This is a genomic window from Pelagibius marinus (assembly GCF_014925385.1).
Lineage (GTDB): Bacteria > Pseudomonadota > Alphaproteobacteria > Kiloniellales > Kiloniellaceae > Pelagibius > Pelagibius marinus.
Genome location: NZ_JACSDK010000010.1, coordinates 351,848 through 369,059, shown reverse-complemented (window position 1 = coordinate 369,059; position 17,212 = coordinate 351,848). Strand labels below are relative to the sequence as shown.

General features: G+C 67.8%; 18 protein-coding genes. 13 read left to right on the top strand and 5 right to left on the bottom strand.

The annotated features are described in order from the left end of the window. Positions 1 to 5 precede the first annotated feature (5 nt). The 6 genes from H7X47_RS13945 (at position 6) to queF (ending at position 5,332) form a co-directional block, all read left to right on the top strand. Entirely contained in the window at positions 6 to 935 is a 930-nt protein-coding gene (locus H7X47_RS13945; RefSeq protein ID WP_193369282.1) for a 2-hydroxyacid dehydrogenase, read from the top strand. 5 nt (positions 936 to 940) lie between these two features. After that, positions 941 to 1,537, top strand: a complete 597-nt coding sequence (locus H7X47_RS13940; protein WP_193369281.1) for a SagB/ThcOx family dehydrogenase — start codon at positions 941 to 943, stop codon at positions 1,535 to 1,537. Between the two features lie 74 nt (positions 1,538 to 1,611). Further along, positions 1,612 to 2,826 carry a D-alanyl-D-alanine carboxypeptidase family protein gene (locus H7X47_RS13935; RefSeq protein ID WP_193369280.1) on the top strand — a complete coding sequence of 405 codons (1,215 nt, stop codon included), beginning with the start codon at positions 1,612 to 1,614 and terminating at the stop codon, positions 2,824 to 2,826. Positions 2,827 to 3,076: 250 nt separating this feature from the next. After that, positions 3,077 to 4,288 carry a D-alanyl-D-alanine carboxypeptidase family protein gene (locus tag H7X47_RS13930; RefSeq protein ID WP_193369279.1) on the top strand — a complete coding sequence of 404 codons (1,212 nt, stop codon included), beginning with the start codon at positions 3,077 to 3,079 and terminating at the stop codon, positions 4,286 to 4,288. A gap of 1 nt (position 4,289) precedes the next feature. Further along, positions 4,290 to 4,877 carry a sugar O-acetyltransferase gene (locus tag H7X47_RS13925; protein WP_193369278.1) on the top strand — a complete coding sequence of 196 codons (588 nt, stop codon included), beginning with the start codon at positions 4,290 to 4,292 and terminating at the stop codon, positions 4,875 to 4,877. Next, positions 4,874 to 5,332 (top strand): preQ(1) synthase, encoded by a 459-nt coding sequence (gene queF, locus H7X47_RS13920; RefSeq protein ID WP_193369277.1) that lies wholly within the window; start codon positions 4,874 to 4,876, stop codon positions 5,330 to 5,332. The genes H7X47_RS13925 and queF overlap by 4 nt, the downstream gene beginning before the upstream one ends. A gap of 70 nt (positions 5,333 to 5,402) precedes the next feature. On the opposite strand, the gene H7X47_RS13915 is transcribed toward queF, so the two are convergent. Beyond that, entirely contained in the window at positions 5,403 to 5,816 is a 414-nt protein-coding gene (locus H7X47_RS13915) for a hypothetical protein (protein ID WP_193369276.1), read from the bottom strand. 15 nt (positions 5,817 to 5,831) lie between these two features. After that, on the bottom strand, positions 5,832 to 6,260 hold the full coding sequence (locus tag H7X47_RS13910) for a DUF3574 domain-containing protein (protein ID WP_193369275.1): 429 nt from the start codon (positions 6,258 to 6,260) through the stop codon (positions 5,832 to 5,834). Positions 6,261 to 6,520: 260 nt separating this feature from the next. Between H7X47_RS13910 and H7X47_RS13905 the strand changes: the two genes are divergently transcribed. The 3 genes from H7X47_RS13905 to H7X47_RS13895 all read left to right on the top strand — a co-directional run bounded on the left by H7X47_RS13905 (position 6,521) and on the right by H7X47_RS13895 (position 9,309). After that, on the top strand, positions 6,521 to 6,937 hold the full coding sequence (locus tag H7X47_RS13905) for a bacteriohemerythrin (protein WP_193369274.1): 417 nt from the start codon (positions 6,521 to 6,523) through the stop codon (positions 6,935 to 6,937). Between the two features lie 403 nt (positions 6,938 to 7,340). Continuing rightward, the gene (mtoX, locus tag H7X47_RS13900) at positions 7,341 to 8,576 is read left to right on the top strand and encodes a methanethiol oxidase (RefSeq protein ID WP_319633608.1); all 1,236 of its coding nucleotides are present in this window, start codon (positions 7,341 to 7,343) and stop codon (positions 8,574 to 8,576) included. Positions 8,577 to 8,631: 55 nt separating this feature from the next. Continuing rightward, positions 8,632 to 9,309, top strand: a complete 678-nt coding sequence (locus tag H7X47_RS13895) for an SCO family protein (protein WP_227010461.1) — start codon at positions 8,632 to 8,634, stop codon at positions 9,307 to 9,309. Positions 9,310 to 9,315: 6 nt separating this feature from the next. Here H7X47_RS13895 and H7X47_RS13890 read toward each other — a convergent pair whose 3' ends face one another. Beyond that, positions 9,316 to 10,923: a gamma-glutamyltransferase family protein gene (locus H7X47_RS13890; RefSeq protein ID WP_193369271.1), complete on the bottom strand. Its 1,608-nt coding sequence runs from the start codon at positions 10,921 to 10,923 to the stop codon at positions 9,316 to 9,318. 224 nt (positions 10,924 to 11,147) lie between these two features. On the opposite strand from H7X47_RS13890, the gene H7X47_RS13885 reads away from it, so the two are divergent. The 4 genes from H7X47_RS13885 to H7X47_RS13870 are packed head-to-tail and all read left to right on the top strand — an operon-like array spanning position 11,148 to position 15,377. Next, on the top strand, positions 11,148 to 12,104 hold the full coding sequence (locus H7X47_RS13885) for an MBL fold metallo-hydrolase (protein ID WP_193369270.1): 957 nt from the start codon (positions 11,148 to 11,150) through the stop codon (positions 12,102 to 12,104). 11 nt (positions 12,105 to 12,115) lie between these two features. Beyond that, positions 12,116 to 13,750, top strand: a complete 1,635-nt coding sequence (locus H7X47_RS13880; protein WP_193369269.1) for an FAD-dependent oxidoreductase — start codon at positions 12,116 to 12,118, stop codon at positions 13,748 to 13,750. Positions 13,751 to 13,764: 14 nt separating this feature from the next. Then, positions 13,765 to 13,968, top strand: coding sequence for a DUF2783 domain-containing protein (locus H7X47_RS13875; protein WP_193369268.1), 204 nt, complete (start codon positions 13,765 to 13,767; stop codon positions 13,966 to 13,968). After that, positions 13,965 to 15,377, top strand: coding sequence for a CoA transferase (locus H7X47_RS13870; RefSeq protein ID WP_193369267.1), 1,413 nt, complete (start codon positions 13,965 to 13,967; stop codon positions 15,375 to 15,377). Before H7X47_RS13875 ends, H7X47_RS13870 begins: the two co-directional genes overlap by 4 nt. 9 nt (positions 15,378 to 15,386) lie before the next feature. Here H7X47_RS13870 and H7X47_RS13865 read toward each other — a convergent pair whose 3' ends face one another. Beyond that, positions 15,387 to 16,556, bottom strand: coding sequence for an outer membrane beta-barrel protein (locus tag H7X47_RS13865; protein ID WP_193369266.1), 1,170 nt, complete (start codon positions 16,554 to 16,556; stop codon positions 15,387 to 15,389). Positions 16,557 to 16,640: 84 nt separating this feature from the next. Then, positions 16,641 to 17,210, bottom strand: a complete 570-nt coding sequence (locus H7X47_RS13860) for a polysaccharide biosynthesis/export family protein (RefSeq protein WP_193369265.1) — start codon at positions 17,208 to 17,210, stop codon at positions 16,641 to 16,643. Positions 17,211 to 17,212 lie beyond the last annotated feature (2 nt).

Below are 17,212 nucleotides of genomic sequence, written 5' to 3'. Positions count from 1 at the left end.
CCAAGATGTCCGTGGTAGTGCGCCTGGGGACCGCGCGCGCCGAATGGTGGCGCGACGCCCTGCAGGACCTGCTGCCGGAGGTCGAGGTGCGCCTCTGGGACGATCCCGGCGACAATGCCGAGGTCGAATACGCCGTGGTCTGGAAGCCGCCGGCCGGCGGCCTGAAGGCCTTTCCCAACCTGAAGTGCATCGTCTCCATGGGCGCGGGCATCGACCACCTGCTGGCCGACCCGGAGCTGCCCCTGCACCTGCCGGTGATCCGCACCGTGGGCTCCGACCTGCGCCAGCGCATGCGCGAATACCTGGCCCTGCACGTGCTGCGCTTCCACCGGCGCCTTCCCGACATCGAGGCGGCGCAGCGCCGCAAGGCCTGGGATCAGATCATCACCCCGCCGGCCCCGCAGCGTTCCGTCGGCGTCATGGGCCTCGGCAACATGGGCGCCGACGCGGCCCGCACCCTGGTCGATCTGGGCTTCACGGTGCGCGGCTGGTCGCGGCGACCCAAGCGCCTGCACGGCATCAAGTGCTTCCACGGCGAAGAGCAGCTCGACGACTTCCTGGCGCGCAGCGAGATCCTCATCTGCCTGCTGCCGCTGACCCCGGCCACCGAGGGCATCCTGAACCGCCGCCTCTTCGCCAAGCTGCCCAAGGGCGCCTGCATCATCAACGTGGGGCGCGGCCGGCATCTGGTGGAAAAGGACTTGATCCCGGCGCTGGATTCCGGGCAGCTGGGCGGCGCGACCCTGGACGTGCTGCACGTCGAGCCGCCGGCGGAGGACCATCCCTTCTGGATCCACCCGAAGATCCTGCTGACGCCGCACATCGCCAGCCTCATCGACCCGGAAAGCGGCGCCAAGGTCATCGCCGAGAACCTGAAGCTCTTCATGGCCGGCAAGCCGGTCCCCGACATGGTCGACCTGAAGCAGGGGTACTAAGCCGCATGACAAGCGATCTGTCGCTGCAGGAGGCCCTCGCCGCGCGCCGCAGCAACCGCGATTTCACGGGACGGGCCGTGCCGCTGGAAAGCCTGCAGCGGCTGGTCGGGGCGGCGCAGGGCGTGACCGGCGCGGAGGGCCAGCGCACGGCGCCCTCGGCCCACGCCCTCTACCCGCTCGGTCTGCGGCTGGTGGCGGGCGAGGTCGAAGGGCTGGAAGCGGGGCTCTACGAGGTAGAGGCAGAACAGGCGCCCAGGCTCCTGAAGGCCGGGGACCTGCGCCCTGCCCTGCAGGAAGCGGCCCTGGAGGAGCAGCCCTGGGTCGGCGGCGCGGCGGCGATCCTGGCCATCTGCGCCGACATGGAGGCCGTAAGACAGCACTTCGCGGAGCAGCCGCCGCTTGGCGAACGCGGTTCGCGCTACGTCTACATCGAAGCCGGTGCTGCGGCGCAAAACGCGCTGCTGCAGGTGGCGGCCGACGGCCTGGGCGGGGTGCTGGTGGCCGGCTTCGACGACCAGGCCACCGCAGAGGTGCTGGGCCTGGAAGCGCCCTTCGCCCCGCTGCTCTACCTCTGCCTCGGCTGGCCAACCCAGGCGGAATAGCTGCTGGGACTTCTCAATCGGGTCCGGGCACTCTATCGTGTCCCTTTGCTGCTGACCCGGGGAAGGGGAACGGCATGCCAAGAGGTTGGGGCATCACGATCTTGACCGCCGCAGCGCTGTGGATGAGCACCACGGCGGCCGACGCCCAGCCCCCGGAACCGGCCTACCTGCTGGTCGACGCCGAGAGTGGCACGGTACTTGAGGCCGAAAACGCCACCCACCCCTGGTATCCCGCCTCCCTCACCAAGGTGATGACGGCCTATATGGTTTTTCTGGCCATTGAGAAGGGCTGGCTCACACTCGACGAAAAAGTGACCGTCTCGGCAAAGGCGGCGACCCAGCCGCCGACCAAGCTGGGCCTGCGCACCGGCCAGGAAGTCCGCGTCGCCCTGCTGCTCGAGGCAATGATCGTGCGCTCGGCTAATGACGCAGCGGTCACCCTGGCCGAGGCAGTCAGCGGCAGCGAAGAGCACTTCGCGATCTCCATGACCCGCCAGGCTCGCAAGCTCGGCATGTCCCAGAGCTTTTTCCGGAACGCCTCCGGTCTGCCGCATGCGGGTCAGGTGACCACGGCCCGCGATCTGGCCATCCTGGCCCGTGCCCTGATCCGCGACTACCCCGCACACTTTCACCTGTTCAGCAAGTCGCACGTCTCCATCAGCGGCCTCGGCGGTGGTTCGACCAACGGCTGGATGAGGGCCTATCCTGGTGCCGAGGGCATCAAGACCGGTTTCACCTGCGGCTCCGGATACAACCTGCTGGCGGCGGCGACGCGCAACGGTCGCCGCCTCATCGCTATCGTGCTCGGCGGCCGGACCGGCGGCGAGCGCAATGCAATGGCAACGCAGCTCATGGACTCGGGTTTCGCCATGTCGGCGGAGCAGGCTTCGGGCGCCTTTCGGCTCTCCGCACTGCGCGGGCAGGCCCGCAGCGACGTTCCCTACGTGCTCGCCGACGGCCGCTGCCCCGTGGCACCCAGCCCCGGCAGCGAAGTCCTGGCGCAGGGAACCTTGCCGGGTTGGGGCCTGGTCTTCGGCTCCTTCACCGACCGGGAAGTGGCCCGGGCGACCATCGAGGGCAACCAAGCTGCTTTGAAGGAAGTCATCAGCCAAGGCCGTCCGGCAATCATTGCCAAACGACGCGATGTGCCGCCGAGCTATAGCGCCCTCCTTGTCGGCCTTCAAGAGGCCGACGCAGGCCAAGCCTGCCGTCACCTGCAAGAGCTCGGCGTCTACTGCCTCGCCATACCGCCCAAACTGCTGAACAATCCGCATACCCTCTGGCGGTGAACTGAGTCGGGATCTATATCGAGGCCGGCGCCGCAGAGGTGCTGTGCCTGGAAGCGCCTTCGTCCCGCTGCTCTACCTCTACCTCTGCCTCGGCTGGCCGGCACCGTCTTCCTGAAGCAAGGGGATTAGCCGCCGGGTCATTGGAGCTATTTCCGGCGCCGAGGCTTCTCATCCCGCCCGCCGCGGCCTATCCTGCGCGCTTTGCTGTCGTCCGGGGGGCTCTCGTCCGGGGGAAGGAACAGGGAACAGCATGCGAAAGGCTTGCGGCATCGCGGTCCTGACCGCCGCGCTTCTGCTGTGGATCGGCCCTGCGGCGGCCGATGATCGCCGCCCGGAACCCGCCTACCTGCTGGTCGACGCCGAGACCGGCGCGGTGCTGGCCCAGCAGCAGGCCACCCGGCCCTGGTATCCCGCCTCCGTCACCAAGGCGATGACCGCCTACATGGTCTTCGAGGCCCTGGCCGAGGGCCGCCTGACGCTGGACCAGAAGATCACCGTCTCCGGGCACGCGGCCGCGCAGCCGCCGACCAGGCTGGGCCTGCGCCGCGGCCAGAAGCTGGCGGTGCGCCAGCTGCTGCAGGCCACGATCGTGCGCTCGGCCAACGACGCGGCGGTGGCCCTGGCCGAGGCGATCAGCGGCAGCGAGGCCGCTTTCGCCGCCGCCATGACCCGCAGGGCCCAGGCCCTGGGCATGAGCCAGACCGTCTTCGCCAACCCCACCGGCCTGCCCGACCCGGCGCAGGTGACCACGGCGCGCGACCTGGTGATCCTGGCGCGCGCCCTGATCCGCGACCATCCCCAACACTTCGGCCTGTTCAGCAAGTCCTTCGTCTCGGTCGGCGGCCTGGGCGGCGGCTCGACCAACGGCTGGAAGAGCGGATATCCCGGCGCCGAGGGCATCAAGACCGGCTTCACCTGCGGCTCCGGCTACAACCTGCTGGCCTCGGCGACGCGCGGCGGCCGGCGCCTCATCGGCGTGGTCCTGGGCGGCGCCACCGGCGGACAGCGCAACGCGCGCATGACCCGGCTGATGAACGACGGCTTCGCGCGCAAGGTGGTCGGTCCCGCGCCGAGCCTGGACGACCTGCCGCGCCGCGCCATAGGCAGCGCGCCCTATGTGCTGCCGGGTCCGCGCTGCCCGGTCTCCCAGAACGCCAAGACCGCCGACCTGATGGACGGCGAGCTGCCCGGCTGGGGCCTGGTCTTCGGCTCCTTCGTCAGCAAGGACGAAGCCGACACCCGCATCGCGGAGAACCGGGCCGCGATCAAGGACGTGGTCAGCGGCGGCCAGAGCGCGGTCATCGCGCGTACCAGTATAGCCACCCACCGCTACAGCGCCCTGCTGGTCGACCTGGACCGGCAGGAGGCCGGCTCCGCCTGCCGGCGCCTGCAGGAGCTCGGCGTCTACTGCCTCGCCGTGCCGCCCAAGCTGCTGAACAACCCGCAAGCTCTCTGGCGCTAGCATGAACCGCCCGGACGCCCCGGCCACCGCGCGCGAGAAGATGCTCGCCGGCCTGCCCTACAACATCATGGACCCGGAACTCATCGAGCTGCGCGAAAGGGCAAGGCGCGCGGTTTACGCCTACAACCGTTCGGAGCCCATGGAGGCCGACCCGCCGAGCGAAATCCTGAAGGGCCTGCTCGGCGGCTTCGGCGCCGGGGCCTTCGTCGAAGCGCCCTTCCGCTGTGCCTATGGCGTGAACACCTACCTGGGCGAGGAGACCTTCCTCAACGCGGGCTGCGTGATCCTCGACTGCGCGCGGGTGGAGATCGGCGACAAGACGCTGATCGGCCCGGCGGTGCAGATCTATACCGCCGAGCACCCGCTCGATCCCACCGCGCGGGCCGCGGGCACGGAAACCGCCAGGCCGGTGATCCTGGGGCGCAACGTCTGGATCGGCGGCGGCGCCATCCTGCTGCCCGGGGTGACCCTCGGCGAGAACGCGGTGATCGGCGCCGGCAGCGTGGTGACGAAGGACGTTCCCGCCGATTGCGTTGCGGCGGGCAATCCTGCCAAGGTGATCAGGCAGATCACGGAGGAGCGATCATGACCGACACAAGCGGCCTGACCCAACTCGGCCAGGCCACCACCCTGCCCGAGAGCCCGGACAAGGCGGTGCTGGAGCGGGTGCCGAATTCGCAGCAGGACATCGATTACCTGGTGCGCTTCACGGCGCCGGAGTTCACCTCGCTCTGCCCCATGACCGGCCAGCCCGACTTCGCCCACCTGGTGATCGATTACGTCCCCGAGGCCTGGCTGGTGGAGTCCAAGTCGCTGAAACTCTACCTCGGTTCCTTCCGCAACCACGGCGCCTTCCACGAGGACTGCACCGTCGCCATCGCGCGGCGCCTGGTGACGGAACTGGCCCCGCGCTGGCTGCGCATCGGCGGCTACTGGTATCCGCGCGGCGGCATGCCGATCGACGTCTTCTGGCAGACCGGCGCGCCGCCGAAGGACCTCTGGCTGCCCGACCAGGGCGTGGCCCCCTATCGCGGCAGGGGCTGACGCCCTTGGGGGTTCAGAACGACACGCAGGAGGCGCGTCCAGGCGCCTGCTCTCCCCAAGTCACTTAGAGCTACATGTACGCCATGCCGACGGCGACCAAGGTATAGGCCCCGTTAAACACGGACAGCGCCGCGGCAGGGATCCGAGCGCCCTTGAGCCGGATGAGAAGTGCCAACAGGATTGAGATTTCAAACACAATGAAAACCAGGCTGACGTAGTCGACCCACTTCGAAGGCGACACCGCCTGAAGCAAGAATGCCGCCCCAAGATAGAACACCAAATAGAAGTGCCCCAAGAAGAACGGGACGAAAAACCACAGCAGTTCCTTGCGTTTGCTGCGCAGTCCCATGACCAGACCGCCAATCAGGCTGAGGAGACCGACCCACGCCACGATACTCATGAAACCGAAATCAATGTGGAGTAGCCGAAAATACATTATCGGCACCGCGACAAAGAGCCAGAGCCCCACGGAGACCAGTACCATTGCTCTTGCGCTTCCTCAGAACGACACACAGGAAGAACTGTCCAGGCGCATGACGCTTTCCTGGTCGAAGCCTTCCTTATAGGCGGCGCGGATCTCCTCAATGGCCGCTTCGCTCTCGGCGGAGGGCTGATAGAGGATCACCAGCATCTTCGAAGTCTCGCGCGCGATGCGGCCGGTGTCGTGGCGCCACTGGCCGCGGGCGGTGAAAACCGACAGGCCGTCGGGAAAGCGCGGCGTCACTTCCTGATCCAGAAAGGCGGCCCACTCGGCCTCCCCGATCAGCGTGCCGTCCTGGCGCTGCAGCCCGAAGAAGAGCTCGACGCGCGCCATCGGCAAGGCTTCGGCGCGGCAACTCTGTCCCCCCTGCGCCCGGACATCGCCGGACAGGCCGGCGGTCAGCGCGAGCAGGAACACCCCAACGACAAAAGCTCTGTACGTCCCCATGGCTTCATCCCCTCTTCGCATCCCGTCACCCAATGGCCGCCGAAGAATCCGGCACCCCGCCACCGGGCAGGATAATCTGACCGCTACCACCACCGCCGAGTCCCACAGAGTGAGACGTTACTACCTGAGGGACCCCAATTTCCGCATTCTCACACAGAAATTGGGGATTCCTGTTGAAGTGATTTCGGGCCCTGTGACAATCTCCATATGGTTTATATGGTTTTTCACCAATTCTACTCCAACTGCCCCCCGGATTTCCTGTGAAACGTTTTGACTGGCTTGAGAGTTTCGAACTGCGCGTTCCCGAAATCGATGGCGACCACCGCGCCATGCTGGACCTGATGAAAGCCATCCGCGCGGCCGCCGCGGCGGGCAACCGGGAAAGGGTCGAGCATTTCATGGACCGCCTCTTCGCCCTGACCCAGAACCATTTCATGCGCGAGGAAACCCTGCTGCTGCGCTGGGGCTATCCCGATGCGAAGATGCACGTGACCTATCACCAGCGCCTGCTCGACCGGGCCAAGGAAGTGCGCCGCGCCTGCGGCAAGATCGAATCCCAGGAAGCCTTCGAGGAATGCTGCGAGGAGATGATGACCTTCCTGGTCGACGACGTGGTGCGCGGCGACATGAAGATGAAGTCCTTCCTGGAAACCAACGACCTGACCCTGCCGGACTAGCTCGGCCGAACCGTCTTGAGCGGCCGCCCGGCAACCACCTTTCCGGGAGGGCACTGCCGCCGTTCGTCCCGACGTGATCTTTGCGTCGGCGCTCACTCACGCGAGGCGGTCCTTCGCTCAGCCGGCGCGCACGCGAGAGTGGAAATCATCAAGAAATCATTGGTCTACATGCATTCGGCGGTGGCTCCCGTCATTTGCCTTTGTTTAAATGGTGTTGCCGCGTAAGTGCCTCGAGGCGATTCCGGCTCGCTTGATGATCAAGCGCCCCCTGACGCCCGAGGGCTTCAGATGGAGGCACTGCATGAAAGCGAACGACCCCCATTCCCGATATCAAACCCCGCTTCATACCGCCGGAGCGGCAGTCATCCTCTGCGCAGGACTTCTGTTCAGCGCCGCGCCCGCCTTGGCGGACGAGACATGCCAGTCGCCCTACATGGCGAAGATCACCGGCGAGGAAGAGTACGTCTATGTCTGGACCCTGGGCATGGAGGGTGTCGGCGACGGCTCCGACAAGATCGTCACGGTCGACGTGCGCTCCGGTTCGCCGACCTTCGGCAAGGTGGTCGATGTGGACTCCGTCGGCGGCCGCCACGAGGCGCACCACGGCGGCCTCACCGACGATCGCCGCCACTACTGGGTCTCCGGCCTGGACAGCAACATGATCTTCCTCTTCGACATCGCCAGCGACCCGGCGAACCCGAAGCTGGTCAAGACGATCAACGACTTCGAGGCCAAGAGCGGCGGCGTGGTCGGGCCGCACGGCGCCTACGCCCTGCCCGGCCGCATGCTGATTTCCGGCCTGTCGAACTCCAAGAAGACCGGGCAGACCGCACTGGTCGAATACACCAATGACGGCGACTACATCGCCACCCACTGGATGCCGACCGCCGATAACCCGATGGGCGCCATCAACGGCGAGAAGGCCGACGGCTACGGCTACGACGCGCGCGTGCTGCCGCGGCGCAACGTCATGCTGTCCTCCTCCTTCACTGGCTGGGAAAACTACATGCGCCCGTTGGGCGAAGTGGTGAACGACCCGGAAGCGATGAAGAAGTTCGGCGGCAGCATGGTTCTCTGGGACTTCCACGCCCGCAAGCCGCGCCAGGTCTTCGAAGTGCCGGGCGTGCCGCTGGAAGTGCGCTGGGCCTGGGGCGTGGATCATAACTACGCCTTCACCTCCACGGCGCTGACGTCGGAGATCTGGCTGGTCTACGAGGACGAGAACCAAAAGTGGCATGCCAAGTCGGTCGGCAAGATCGGCGATCCGGCGAAGCTGCCGCTGCCGGTCGATATCAGCCTCTCGGCTGATGACTCGACGCTCTTCGTCGACAGCTTCATGGACGGCATGACGCGCGTCTACGACGTCACCGACCCGCACAGCCCGAAGCTGATCTACGAGAAGAAGATCGGCAGCCAGGTAAACATGGTCTCCCAGAGCTGGGACGGCAAGCGGCTCTACTACACCTCCTCCCTGCTGGCCAACTGGGACAAGGGCGGCGAGGACAACGAGCAGTTCCTCAAGGCCTACACCTGGGACGGCAAGGAACTGACGCCGCGCTTCGAGATCGACTTCCTGGCAGCGGGCCTCGGGCGGCCGCATCTGATGCGCTTCGGTTCCTCGGCGCTCTATACCTACTGATGACTCCGGGAGGAGAGGTCTCGAGCCTCTCCTCCCACACCATCACGAGATGCAAATGAGAACCCTGTGCTTCCTGGGCGCGGCGCTGCTGGCCATGGCGACGCCTCTCGCGGCGGCGGCTCACGAGTCCAGCCTGAAGATCGAAGGCCCGGCAGACGCCTACGTCTACGAGCTGGCGCCGCCGGGCAGCTACGACCTGCCGCGCATCGGCAAGGCGGCCGATGCCAGGCTGCTGGACGAAGACGGCGAGACGGTCGAGTTGGGCGACCTCTTCAAGGGACGCCTCACCCTGCTCACCTTCATGTACCTGCGCTGCGGCGACGTCTGCCCCATCGCGGCGACGCGCATGGCCGACCTGCAGCTGCTGGCGGCGGAGGACCCGGCCCTGGCCAGGCAGCTGCAGCTCATCTCCCTCAGCTTCGATCCCGCCCACGACACGCCGGCGCGCATGGCCGAGCACGGCCGGGCCATGCGCCTGCCCGACCCCGCCGCGCCGGACTGGCTGTTTCTCACTGCGGAGAGCCAGGCTGCCATCGCGCCGGTGCTGAAGGCCTACAACCAGCCTGTGGGCCGCAAGGCCGATCCCGATGACCCCAGCGGCCCCTTGGCGCACCTGCTGCGCGCCTTCCTGGTCGACGGAGAGGGCTACATCCGCAACATTTACAGTGCCGACTTCCTCGACCCGCGCCTGCTGCTGAACGACCTGAAGACCCTGCAGATGGAGGCGCACTGACCACCCTCACGCCCGCGGCGTCTCGGCCTTCACGCCCTCTTCCTCCAGATTGAACGGCGCCGGCGTCGCTGCGCCGGCGACCGGCTGGGATTTGTCGGCCATGCCCCAGCAGCGGCCCGTCGCCGGGTCGCGGGCGACACCGGAGGGGCAGGAATAGAGCTTGGGGAAGACCAGCTGCTGGGCCACCTCCACGGCGAAGTGCTTCTTCAACTCGGCGAGCGCCGCCTCCCCCATGGCCGGGTCGGCGCGCACCGAGCCGCGCGCCGAGGCGTCGATGCGCGGTGTGTGGAAGGCGTCTTCCAGGCTCATGCCGTAATCGAGCAGCAGGGCCGTGAGCTGCGCCGTGCAGGGCACGATGTGGTTGGCCCCGGAAGCGCCGACGGCGAAGATCGCCTCGCCGTCCCGTGTCGCAATCGTCGGGCACATGTTGGAGGAGTTGATGCGCTTGCCGCCGGCCAGCGACACCGGGTTGCCGGGGCGCGGGTCGAAGTAGGCGACGGCGTTGTTCATCAGCATGCCCGTTGACGGCAGCACCACGCCGCTGCCGAAGCGGTTCAGCAGGGTGTAGGTCAGCGCCACCATGTTGCCCTCGGCGTCCACCGCGCTCATGTGCGAGGTGCAGCCGCCCACCTGCACGCCGCCGGGCTGGTCCAGGCCGACTTTCTTCTTGTGGGTCTCGAAGGCCGCATCCAGGCCGCGCGCGTAGGCGATCCAGGTCTCCGGCCCGACCGCCGCGCCGGGGTTCAGGTTGGCCTTGACGTAGCCCAGCATGTCGAGCAGGCGCGGGCCGCCGGAAACCTCCCCCGCCGTGTGCACTTCGGCCCCCCGGTGGCTGCCGCTCAGCGGTTCCAGTTCTTCGGCTTCGTAGGCCGCCAGGTCGTCGACGGTGATCTTCGAGCCGCCGGCCTGCAGGTCGCCGGCGATAGCCGCGGCCAGGGGACCTTCGTAGAAGGCGCGCGGCCCCTCCGCCGCCAGGGTCCGAAGCGTCGCCGCCAGAGCCGGCGGGGGGCGCAGGCTCCCCGGCGGAGCCGCCACGGCGCCGGGCAGGTAGAGCTCGGCGCCCGCCGGGTCGCGGCGCAGCAGGTCCATGGCGAGGCCGATCTGCAGAGTGCCGTGCCAGTCGATGGGCAGGCCGCGTTCGGCCAGGCGGACGGCCGGCGCCAGGATCCGTTCCCAGGGCAGCTTTCCGTAGTGCCCGACCGCGAGCCCCAGCCCGGCGACGGCGCCGGGGACGGTGATGGAGCCGTAGCCGCGCTCGTTGGCGCGGCCCTTCACCCCGGGGTAGAGCATCAGCGAAAGGGGTTCGGCGGGGTCCAGGGGGTAGTCGGCGCTGTCGATGCCCTGGGCCAGCACGCCCTGGAAATTGACCACCCGCGCCCGCTTCTCCTTCGCCTGCCAGATGACCATGAAGCCGCTGCCGCCCAGGCCGCACATCCAGGGCTCCACCACGTTGAGAGCCATGGCGCAGGCCACGGCGGCGTCGACCGCGTTGCCGCCCTCGGCCAGCAGGGCGGCCCCGGCGCGGGCCGCCAGCCAGTGCTGGGACGCCACGGCGCCTTCTTGCGAGGTGACGGCGGCCTTGCGGACCTGCCACTGCTCGACGTTCTCGTTCACTCTGGGACTCCCCTTCCTTGACGGCCATCGGCTCCCGATTCTAAGGATGAAAAGGTAAAGCGCGGCGCGCGCGGAGGCCAGCCGGGAGGACGAAAGGCCCCCGCATCCCTTGACGGTTACATCCGCGCGGCCCCCTTATGGCGCAAAGTGCAACAATACCCTGCGCGGCGCCGCCTCCGGCCTGGAGGCCCGGGCGCCGCAGGCGGCCAAGGAAAGGAAGAGACATGAGCGGCAAGGCTTTCGCCTCCCAGGCGGACCTCGAGGAAAAACAGGTCACCTTCGACGAACTGGGCGAGGGCCTCTACGCCTACACGGCCGAAGGCGACCCCAATACCGGCATCATCGTCGGCGACGACGGCGTCATGGTGATCGACACCCAGGCCACCCCGGTCATGGCCCAGGGCGTCATCGACCGCATCCGCGAGGTGACCGACAAGCCGATCAAGTACGTGGTGCTCAGCCATTACCATGCCGTGCGCGTGCTCGGCGCGTCGGCCTACGGCGCCGAGCACATCATCGCCAGCCGCGACACCTACGACCTGATCGTCGAGCGCGGCCAGCAGGACTACGATTCCGAGGTCGGGCGTTTCCCCCGCCTCTTCCAGTCGGTGGAGACGGTGCCCGGCCTGACTTGGCCGACCCTGGTCTTCGAAAAATCCCTCACCCTCTTCATGGGCAAGCGCGAGGTGCAGATCCTGCAGCTCGGCCGCGGCCACACCAAGGGCGACACCGTGGTGTGGCTGCCCAAGGAAAAGGTGATGTTCGCCGGCGACCTGGTCGAATACGGCGCCACCCCCTACACCGGTGACGCCTACCTGCAGGACTGGCCGCAGACCCTGGCCAATCTGCGCGCCCTCGGCCCGGAGAAACTGGTGCCCGGGCGCGGCGCGGCGCTGAAGACCGCGAAGGAATGCGAAGACGGCATCGCCGGCACCCAGGCTTTCCTGACCCAGATGTACCAGTCTGTGGCGCAAGGCGTGGCCGACGGCCAGGAACTGAAGGACATCTACCGCGAGACCTTCGCCAAGCTGGAGCCCGACTTCGGCAAGTGGGTGATCTTCGAGCACTGCATGCCCTTCGACGTCACCCGCGCCTATGACGAGGCCTCGGGCATCAAGGACCCGCGCATCTGGACGGCCGAGCGCGATCAGGAGATGTGGCGGGCCCTCGAGCAGGACTGAAGCGGGGCGTCATGCCGAAGACCTACCAGAACCCGCGCTATCCCTACCGGCGCTCCGCCGATCAGGACAGCGCGGGAGCCCACCACCCGGTGATCATTGTGGGCGCCGGGCTGGTGGGCCTCACCGCCGCCGTCGACCTGGCGACACGCGGGGTGCCCACGGTGGTCCTGGACGACGACGATACGGTCAGCTTCGGCTCGCGCGCCCTCTGCTTTTCCCAGCGCACGCTGGAGATCTACGACCGCCTCGGCCTGGGCGACAGGCTGCAGGCCAAGGGCGTCACCTGGAACCGCGGCAAGGTCTTCTTCAAGGACCGCCTGATCTACAGCTTCGACCTGCAGCCCGAAGGCGGCCACCGCTGGCCCGCCTTCATCAATCTGCAGCAGTACTACCCCGAGCAATGGCTGGTCGAGCGCGCCGAGGAGAGCGGCCTGGTCGACCTGCGCTGGAAGAACAGGGTCACCGGGGTCTCCCAGGACGGCGACACCGCAACGCTCAGCGTCGAGACACCGGACGGCCCCTACCAGCTCACCTGCGACTACCTGCTGGCCGCCGACGGCGCGCGCAGCCAGGTGCGGCGCTGCTTCGGCCTCGCCTTCGACGGCCAGGTCTTCCAGGATCACTTCCTCATCGCCGACGTGGTGATGAAGGCCGATTTCCCGACCGAGCGCTGGTTCTGGTTCGACCCGCCCTTTCACCCCGGCCAGTCGGCCCTGCTGCACAAGCAGCCCGACGGCGTCTGGCGCATCGACCTGCAGCTCGGCTGGGACACCGACCCGGAGGAGGAGAAGAAGCCGGAGAACGTCATCCCGCGCTTGAAGGCCATGCTGGGCGAGGAGGTCGACTTCGAGCTGGAATGGGTCTCGGTCTACACCTTCCAGTGCCGCCGCCTCGAGCGCTTCCGCCACGGCCGCGTCTTCTTCATCGGCGATTCCGCGCACCAGGTGTCGCCCTTCGGCGCGCGCGGCGGCAACGCCGGCGTGCAGGACGCCGACAATCTCTGCTGGAAGCTGGCCGCGGTGCTGGACGGCCGCGCCAGGGAAAGCCTGCTCGACAGCTACGAGGTCGAGCGCATTCCCGCCACCGAAGAGAACATCCTGCATTCGACGCGCAGCACCGACTTCATCACCCCGAAGAACGCAATCAGCCGCGCCTTCCGGGATGCGACCCTGGAGCTGGCCGCCGAGCTACCCTTTGCCCGCGCCCTGGTAAACAGCGGGCGCCTGTCGCGGGCCTACTGTCCGCCGCACGACGGCCCGGGACCACTAGGCCCCAATTCCCTCGTACCGGGCAGCCCCTGCCCCGACGCGCCCCTGCAGCGCGGCAACCAGCGCTCCTGGCTGCTGCAGCAGCTGCAGGGCGGCTTCTTCGGCATCTACTTCACGAATCAGCCGCTGACCGAGGAAGAGAGGGGCAAGCTCGCCCGCCTGACTGGCGACCACCCGGACCTGCAAAGCCTCGTCATCGCCCGGCAGGGCTGCCGGACCCCGGGGCTGTGGCAGGACTGCGACGGTCTCTTCGAGGCCCGCTACGGCGCCACCCCCGGCAGCTTCACCCTGGTTCGCCCCGACCAGCATGTGGTGCAAAGCTGGTCCGTGCTAGACTGCGAAGCCGTGGCACGCAGCCGCGCCGAGGCCTTGTCGTAGGAGTGCCCCGTTTCATGACGTCGCACCTCGTCACAGATCCGAACATCGACGCGCCGGACGAGTTCTACGCCGCGCTGACCGAGCTGCACCGCGACCTGGATGATCCCGAGAGCGCCAAGGTCAACGCCAAGCTGATCCTGCTGCTGGCCAACCATATCGGCGACGCCGTGGTCCTGAACGAAGCCATCGCCCTGGCCCGTTCCAAGCCGGGCGCATGAGCGGTCCCTTTCCCGAGACGGCGCCACCCGCCCCGGCGCAGGTCCTGCGCGACCTGCTGGCCGGCGTCGGCCTGCCGGCGGAGCTGGCTGATGACGTCGACCTGACGGGCAGCGAGCCGGTGCTGCCCTCCAGCTTCGCCGTCGGCACCGTGGCCCAGGTCAGCATCGCCGCCGTTGCTGCGGCAGCCGCCGACCTCTGGCTGTTGCGTGGCGGCCGGCGCCAGGACATCGCCGTGAACATGCGGCACGCCGCGCTGGAATACCGCAGTGAGCGCTATTTCACCACCGACGGCAACCCGCCGGGGCGCGTCTGGGACGCCATCGCCGGCACCTACCGCTGCAGCGACGGCCGCTGGGTGCGCATCCACACCAACTTCCCGCACCACCGCGACGGCGTGCTGGAGCTGCTCGGCTGCGACAACGCCCGCGAGTCCGTGCAGGCCGCGCTGGAGCGCTGGGAGGCCGCGGCCTTCGAGGACGCCGCGGCGACCCGCGGGCTGGTCGCCACCATGATGCGCAGCCCGGAGGAATGGCTGGCGACACCGCAGGGCGCGGCCCTGGAAAATCAGCCGTTGATCAGCCTGGAGCGCATCGGCGACGCGCCTCCGCAGCCCCTCGGGCAGGTAGAACGGCCCCTGGGCGACCTCAAGGTGCTGGACCTGACGCGCATCGTCGCGGGGCCGGTCGGCTGCAAGGCCCTGGCAGCGCATGGCGCGGAGGTCATGCGCATCGCCTCGCCGAAGCTGCCGTTCATCTCGGCTGCGGTGAAGGACTATGGTCGCGGCAAGCTCTCAGCCTACGCCGACCTGGAGACGGAGGACGGCCGCGCCGACCTCACTGCTCTGGCCAAAGAGGCCGACGTCTTCGTCCAGGCTTATCGTCCCGGCGCCATCGCCGCGCGCGGCTTCTCGCCGGAGGCCCTGGCGGCCCTGCGTCCCGGCATCGTCTACGTCTCGCTCTGCGCCTACGGCCATGCAGGTCCCTGGGCCGCGCGGCGCGGCTTCGACTCCCTGGTTCAGACCGCCAGCGGCATCAACCACGCCGAAGCCGAGGCCGCCGGCAGCGAAGGCCCGAAGGAACTGCCCTGCCAGGCTCTCGACCACGCTTCCGGCTACCTCATGGCCCTGGGCGCCATCGCCGGCCTGAAGCGCCGCGCCGAGGAAGGCGGCAGCTGGCATGTGCGCGTCTCCCTGGCCCGCAGCGGCCGCTGGCTGCAGAGCCTGGGCCGCGTCGCCGGCGGCCTCGACTGCCGCGATCCAGCGCCAAGCGATGATCTTTTCGAAGAGAGCGAGTCCGGCTTCGGGCGGCTGCGCGCCATCCGCCATGCCGCCCAGCTCTCGGAGACTCCCGCCCGCTGGAAGCGTCCCTCGATGCCGCTGGGCAGCCACCCGCCGCGCTGGCCCAAATAAGGATGGCTGCTAGAATCTTGTCTTCAGGCCCAGGGTCACGAGGTTGCGGCTGAAATCCTCCTCCGCCACATCGGACCACCTCTGTTCGTAGCGGTAGTCCGCCGACAGAGATACATAGGGGTTCAGCAGGTATTCGGCGCCGACGGCGAAGATGGCGCGGTCATCGTTGCGGTCGAGATCGCGAAAGTCATCGTTGATATAGCTCGCCTCCGCACCCAGCAACACGTTGCGCTGCAGCTCGTGCTGCAATTCCAGACCCGCGCTGCTCTGGGTCTTCGAGGACGCGCCGGGTTCACCGGTGGCGATGTCGCGCCGCGCCGCCCGCGCCTTCACCGTGGTCATGGGCGTCACGTACCACACCGCTTCGCCGCCGAAGATCAGATCTACGGCGTCGTCGAAGCGCGGATCGTCGTAGTCGTTGGCGACGAAACCAACGTTGAAGTTCAGATGGAAGAGGCTGGTCACTTCGGTCTTCAGGCCGATGGTCGATCCGGCAGCGAAGGCATCGCGGTCGGCGCCGGTCGAATCGAGCTCATCGAAATCGCGCCAGCGCAGGAAAGGCTCCAACACCACGTCGGTCTTGGCCGAAACCTCGTAGCCCAGCGGCAGCCCGAAGCGGAATTCGGTGCGGTCCCGGTCGTCGTCGCCGGAGGAGATGTAGTCGTCACGCCTGACCGCGCCGTTCACCCCAAAGAAAGCCCGGTTGGCCCGGCCGATCAGCTCGGCGCGGGTCGCATAGCGGTCGAACTCCGTCGGCTCCTCGTCGCCGGCGTCTTCCGGATCATCACGCCCGATCACCCGGCGGCTGTATTCGGAGGTCAGGGTCGCCGTGCTGCGTTCAGCCAGGTCGAGGCGCAACTCGGGCTTCACCAGAAACTCGGTGCGGTCCTGCTCGTCGTTGTCGAGGAAGCTCTGATGGCGCAGCTGTCCCTCGATAGAGAGCTCGTGGCGCGACCATTCGCTGCGCGCGGTCAGCGCCGCGGCGATGGAGGTGATGAGGTCCGCCTCCTCGTCGCTGTCGTCGGCAAAGATGTTGTCGTCATAGGTCTCCGACACCCCGGCCCGGGGGAAAAGGCGGAAGCCACCTAGGTCGAGACCTTTGGCGTCGTAGCCCGGGCGCGTCCGGTCGAAGACGGCCACCGGCCCTTCGCCCTCCTGCGCCACTGCGGCCGACGCCAAGCAGGCCCCGGCCAGCACGGCCAGGGCAAGAACGGGCGCAGGGCGCGGCCCGCCATATGTCCCCCAGGTGACGATCTCGGCCGCCTAAAAGTAACGCTCGTAGACGTTGATGACGTCGCCGGGTTCGACATAGGCCAGCGGATCGGCGCGGAATTCCGACATCCTGCCGTCGACCATGCGCGTGATGGAGACCTGGTCCTGGTCGGCGCGGAAAGTATAACCGCCACTCATGGAAACCGCGGTCAACACGGTCATCCGCGGCACATAGGGATACTGACCCGGCGCCTTCGTCTCCCCCAGAATGTAGAACGGCCGGTAGTTCACAATCTCCGCGGTGACGTTGGGCGACACCAGAATACCGTCACTCAGCCGGGCGGCGATATCTCCTTCCAGGGCCGGCAGACTCCGGCCCTCGGCTTCGACGGAACCGACCAGGGGCATCGTAATGGTGCCGGAATCGCTGATAAGGTACTCCTGGCTCAGTTCTTCCTGCCCGAAGACCTGAAGGCGTACCCGGTCCCCCGCGCCGAGGCGGTAGGGCCCCTCCTCGGCCGCCGGCAGCGGCGGCAGGGACGAGACGCCGGTGCAGCCGGCCAGCAGCAGAACCAGCCCAAAGAGCGCGCCAAGGCGCGATGCATTGGCAGCAATTGTCATGA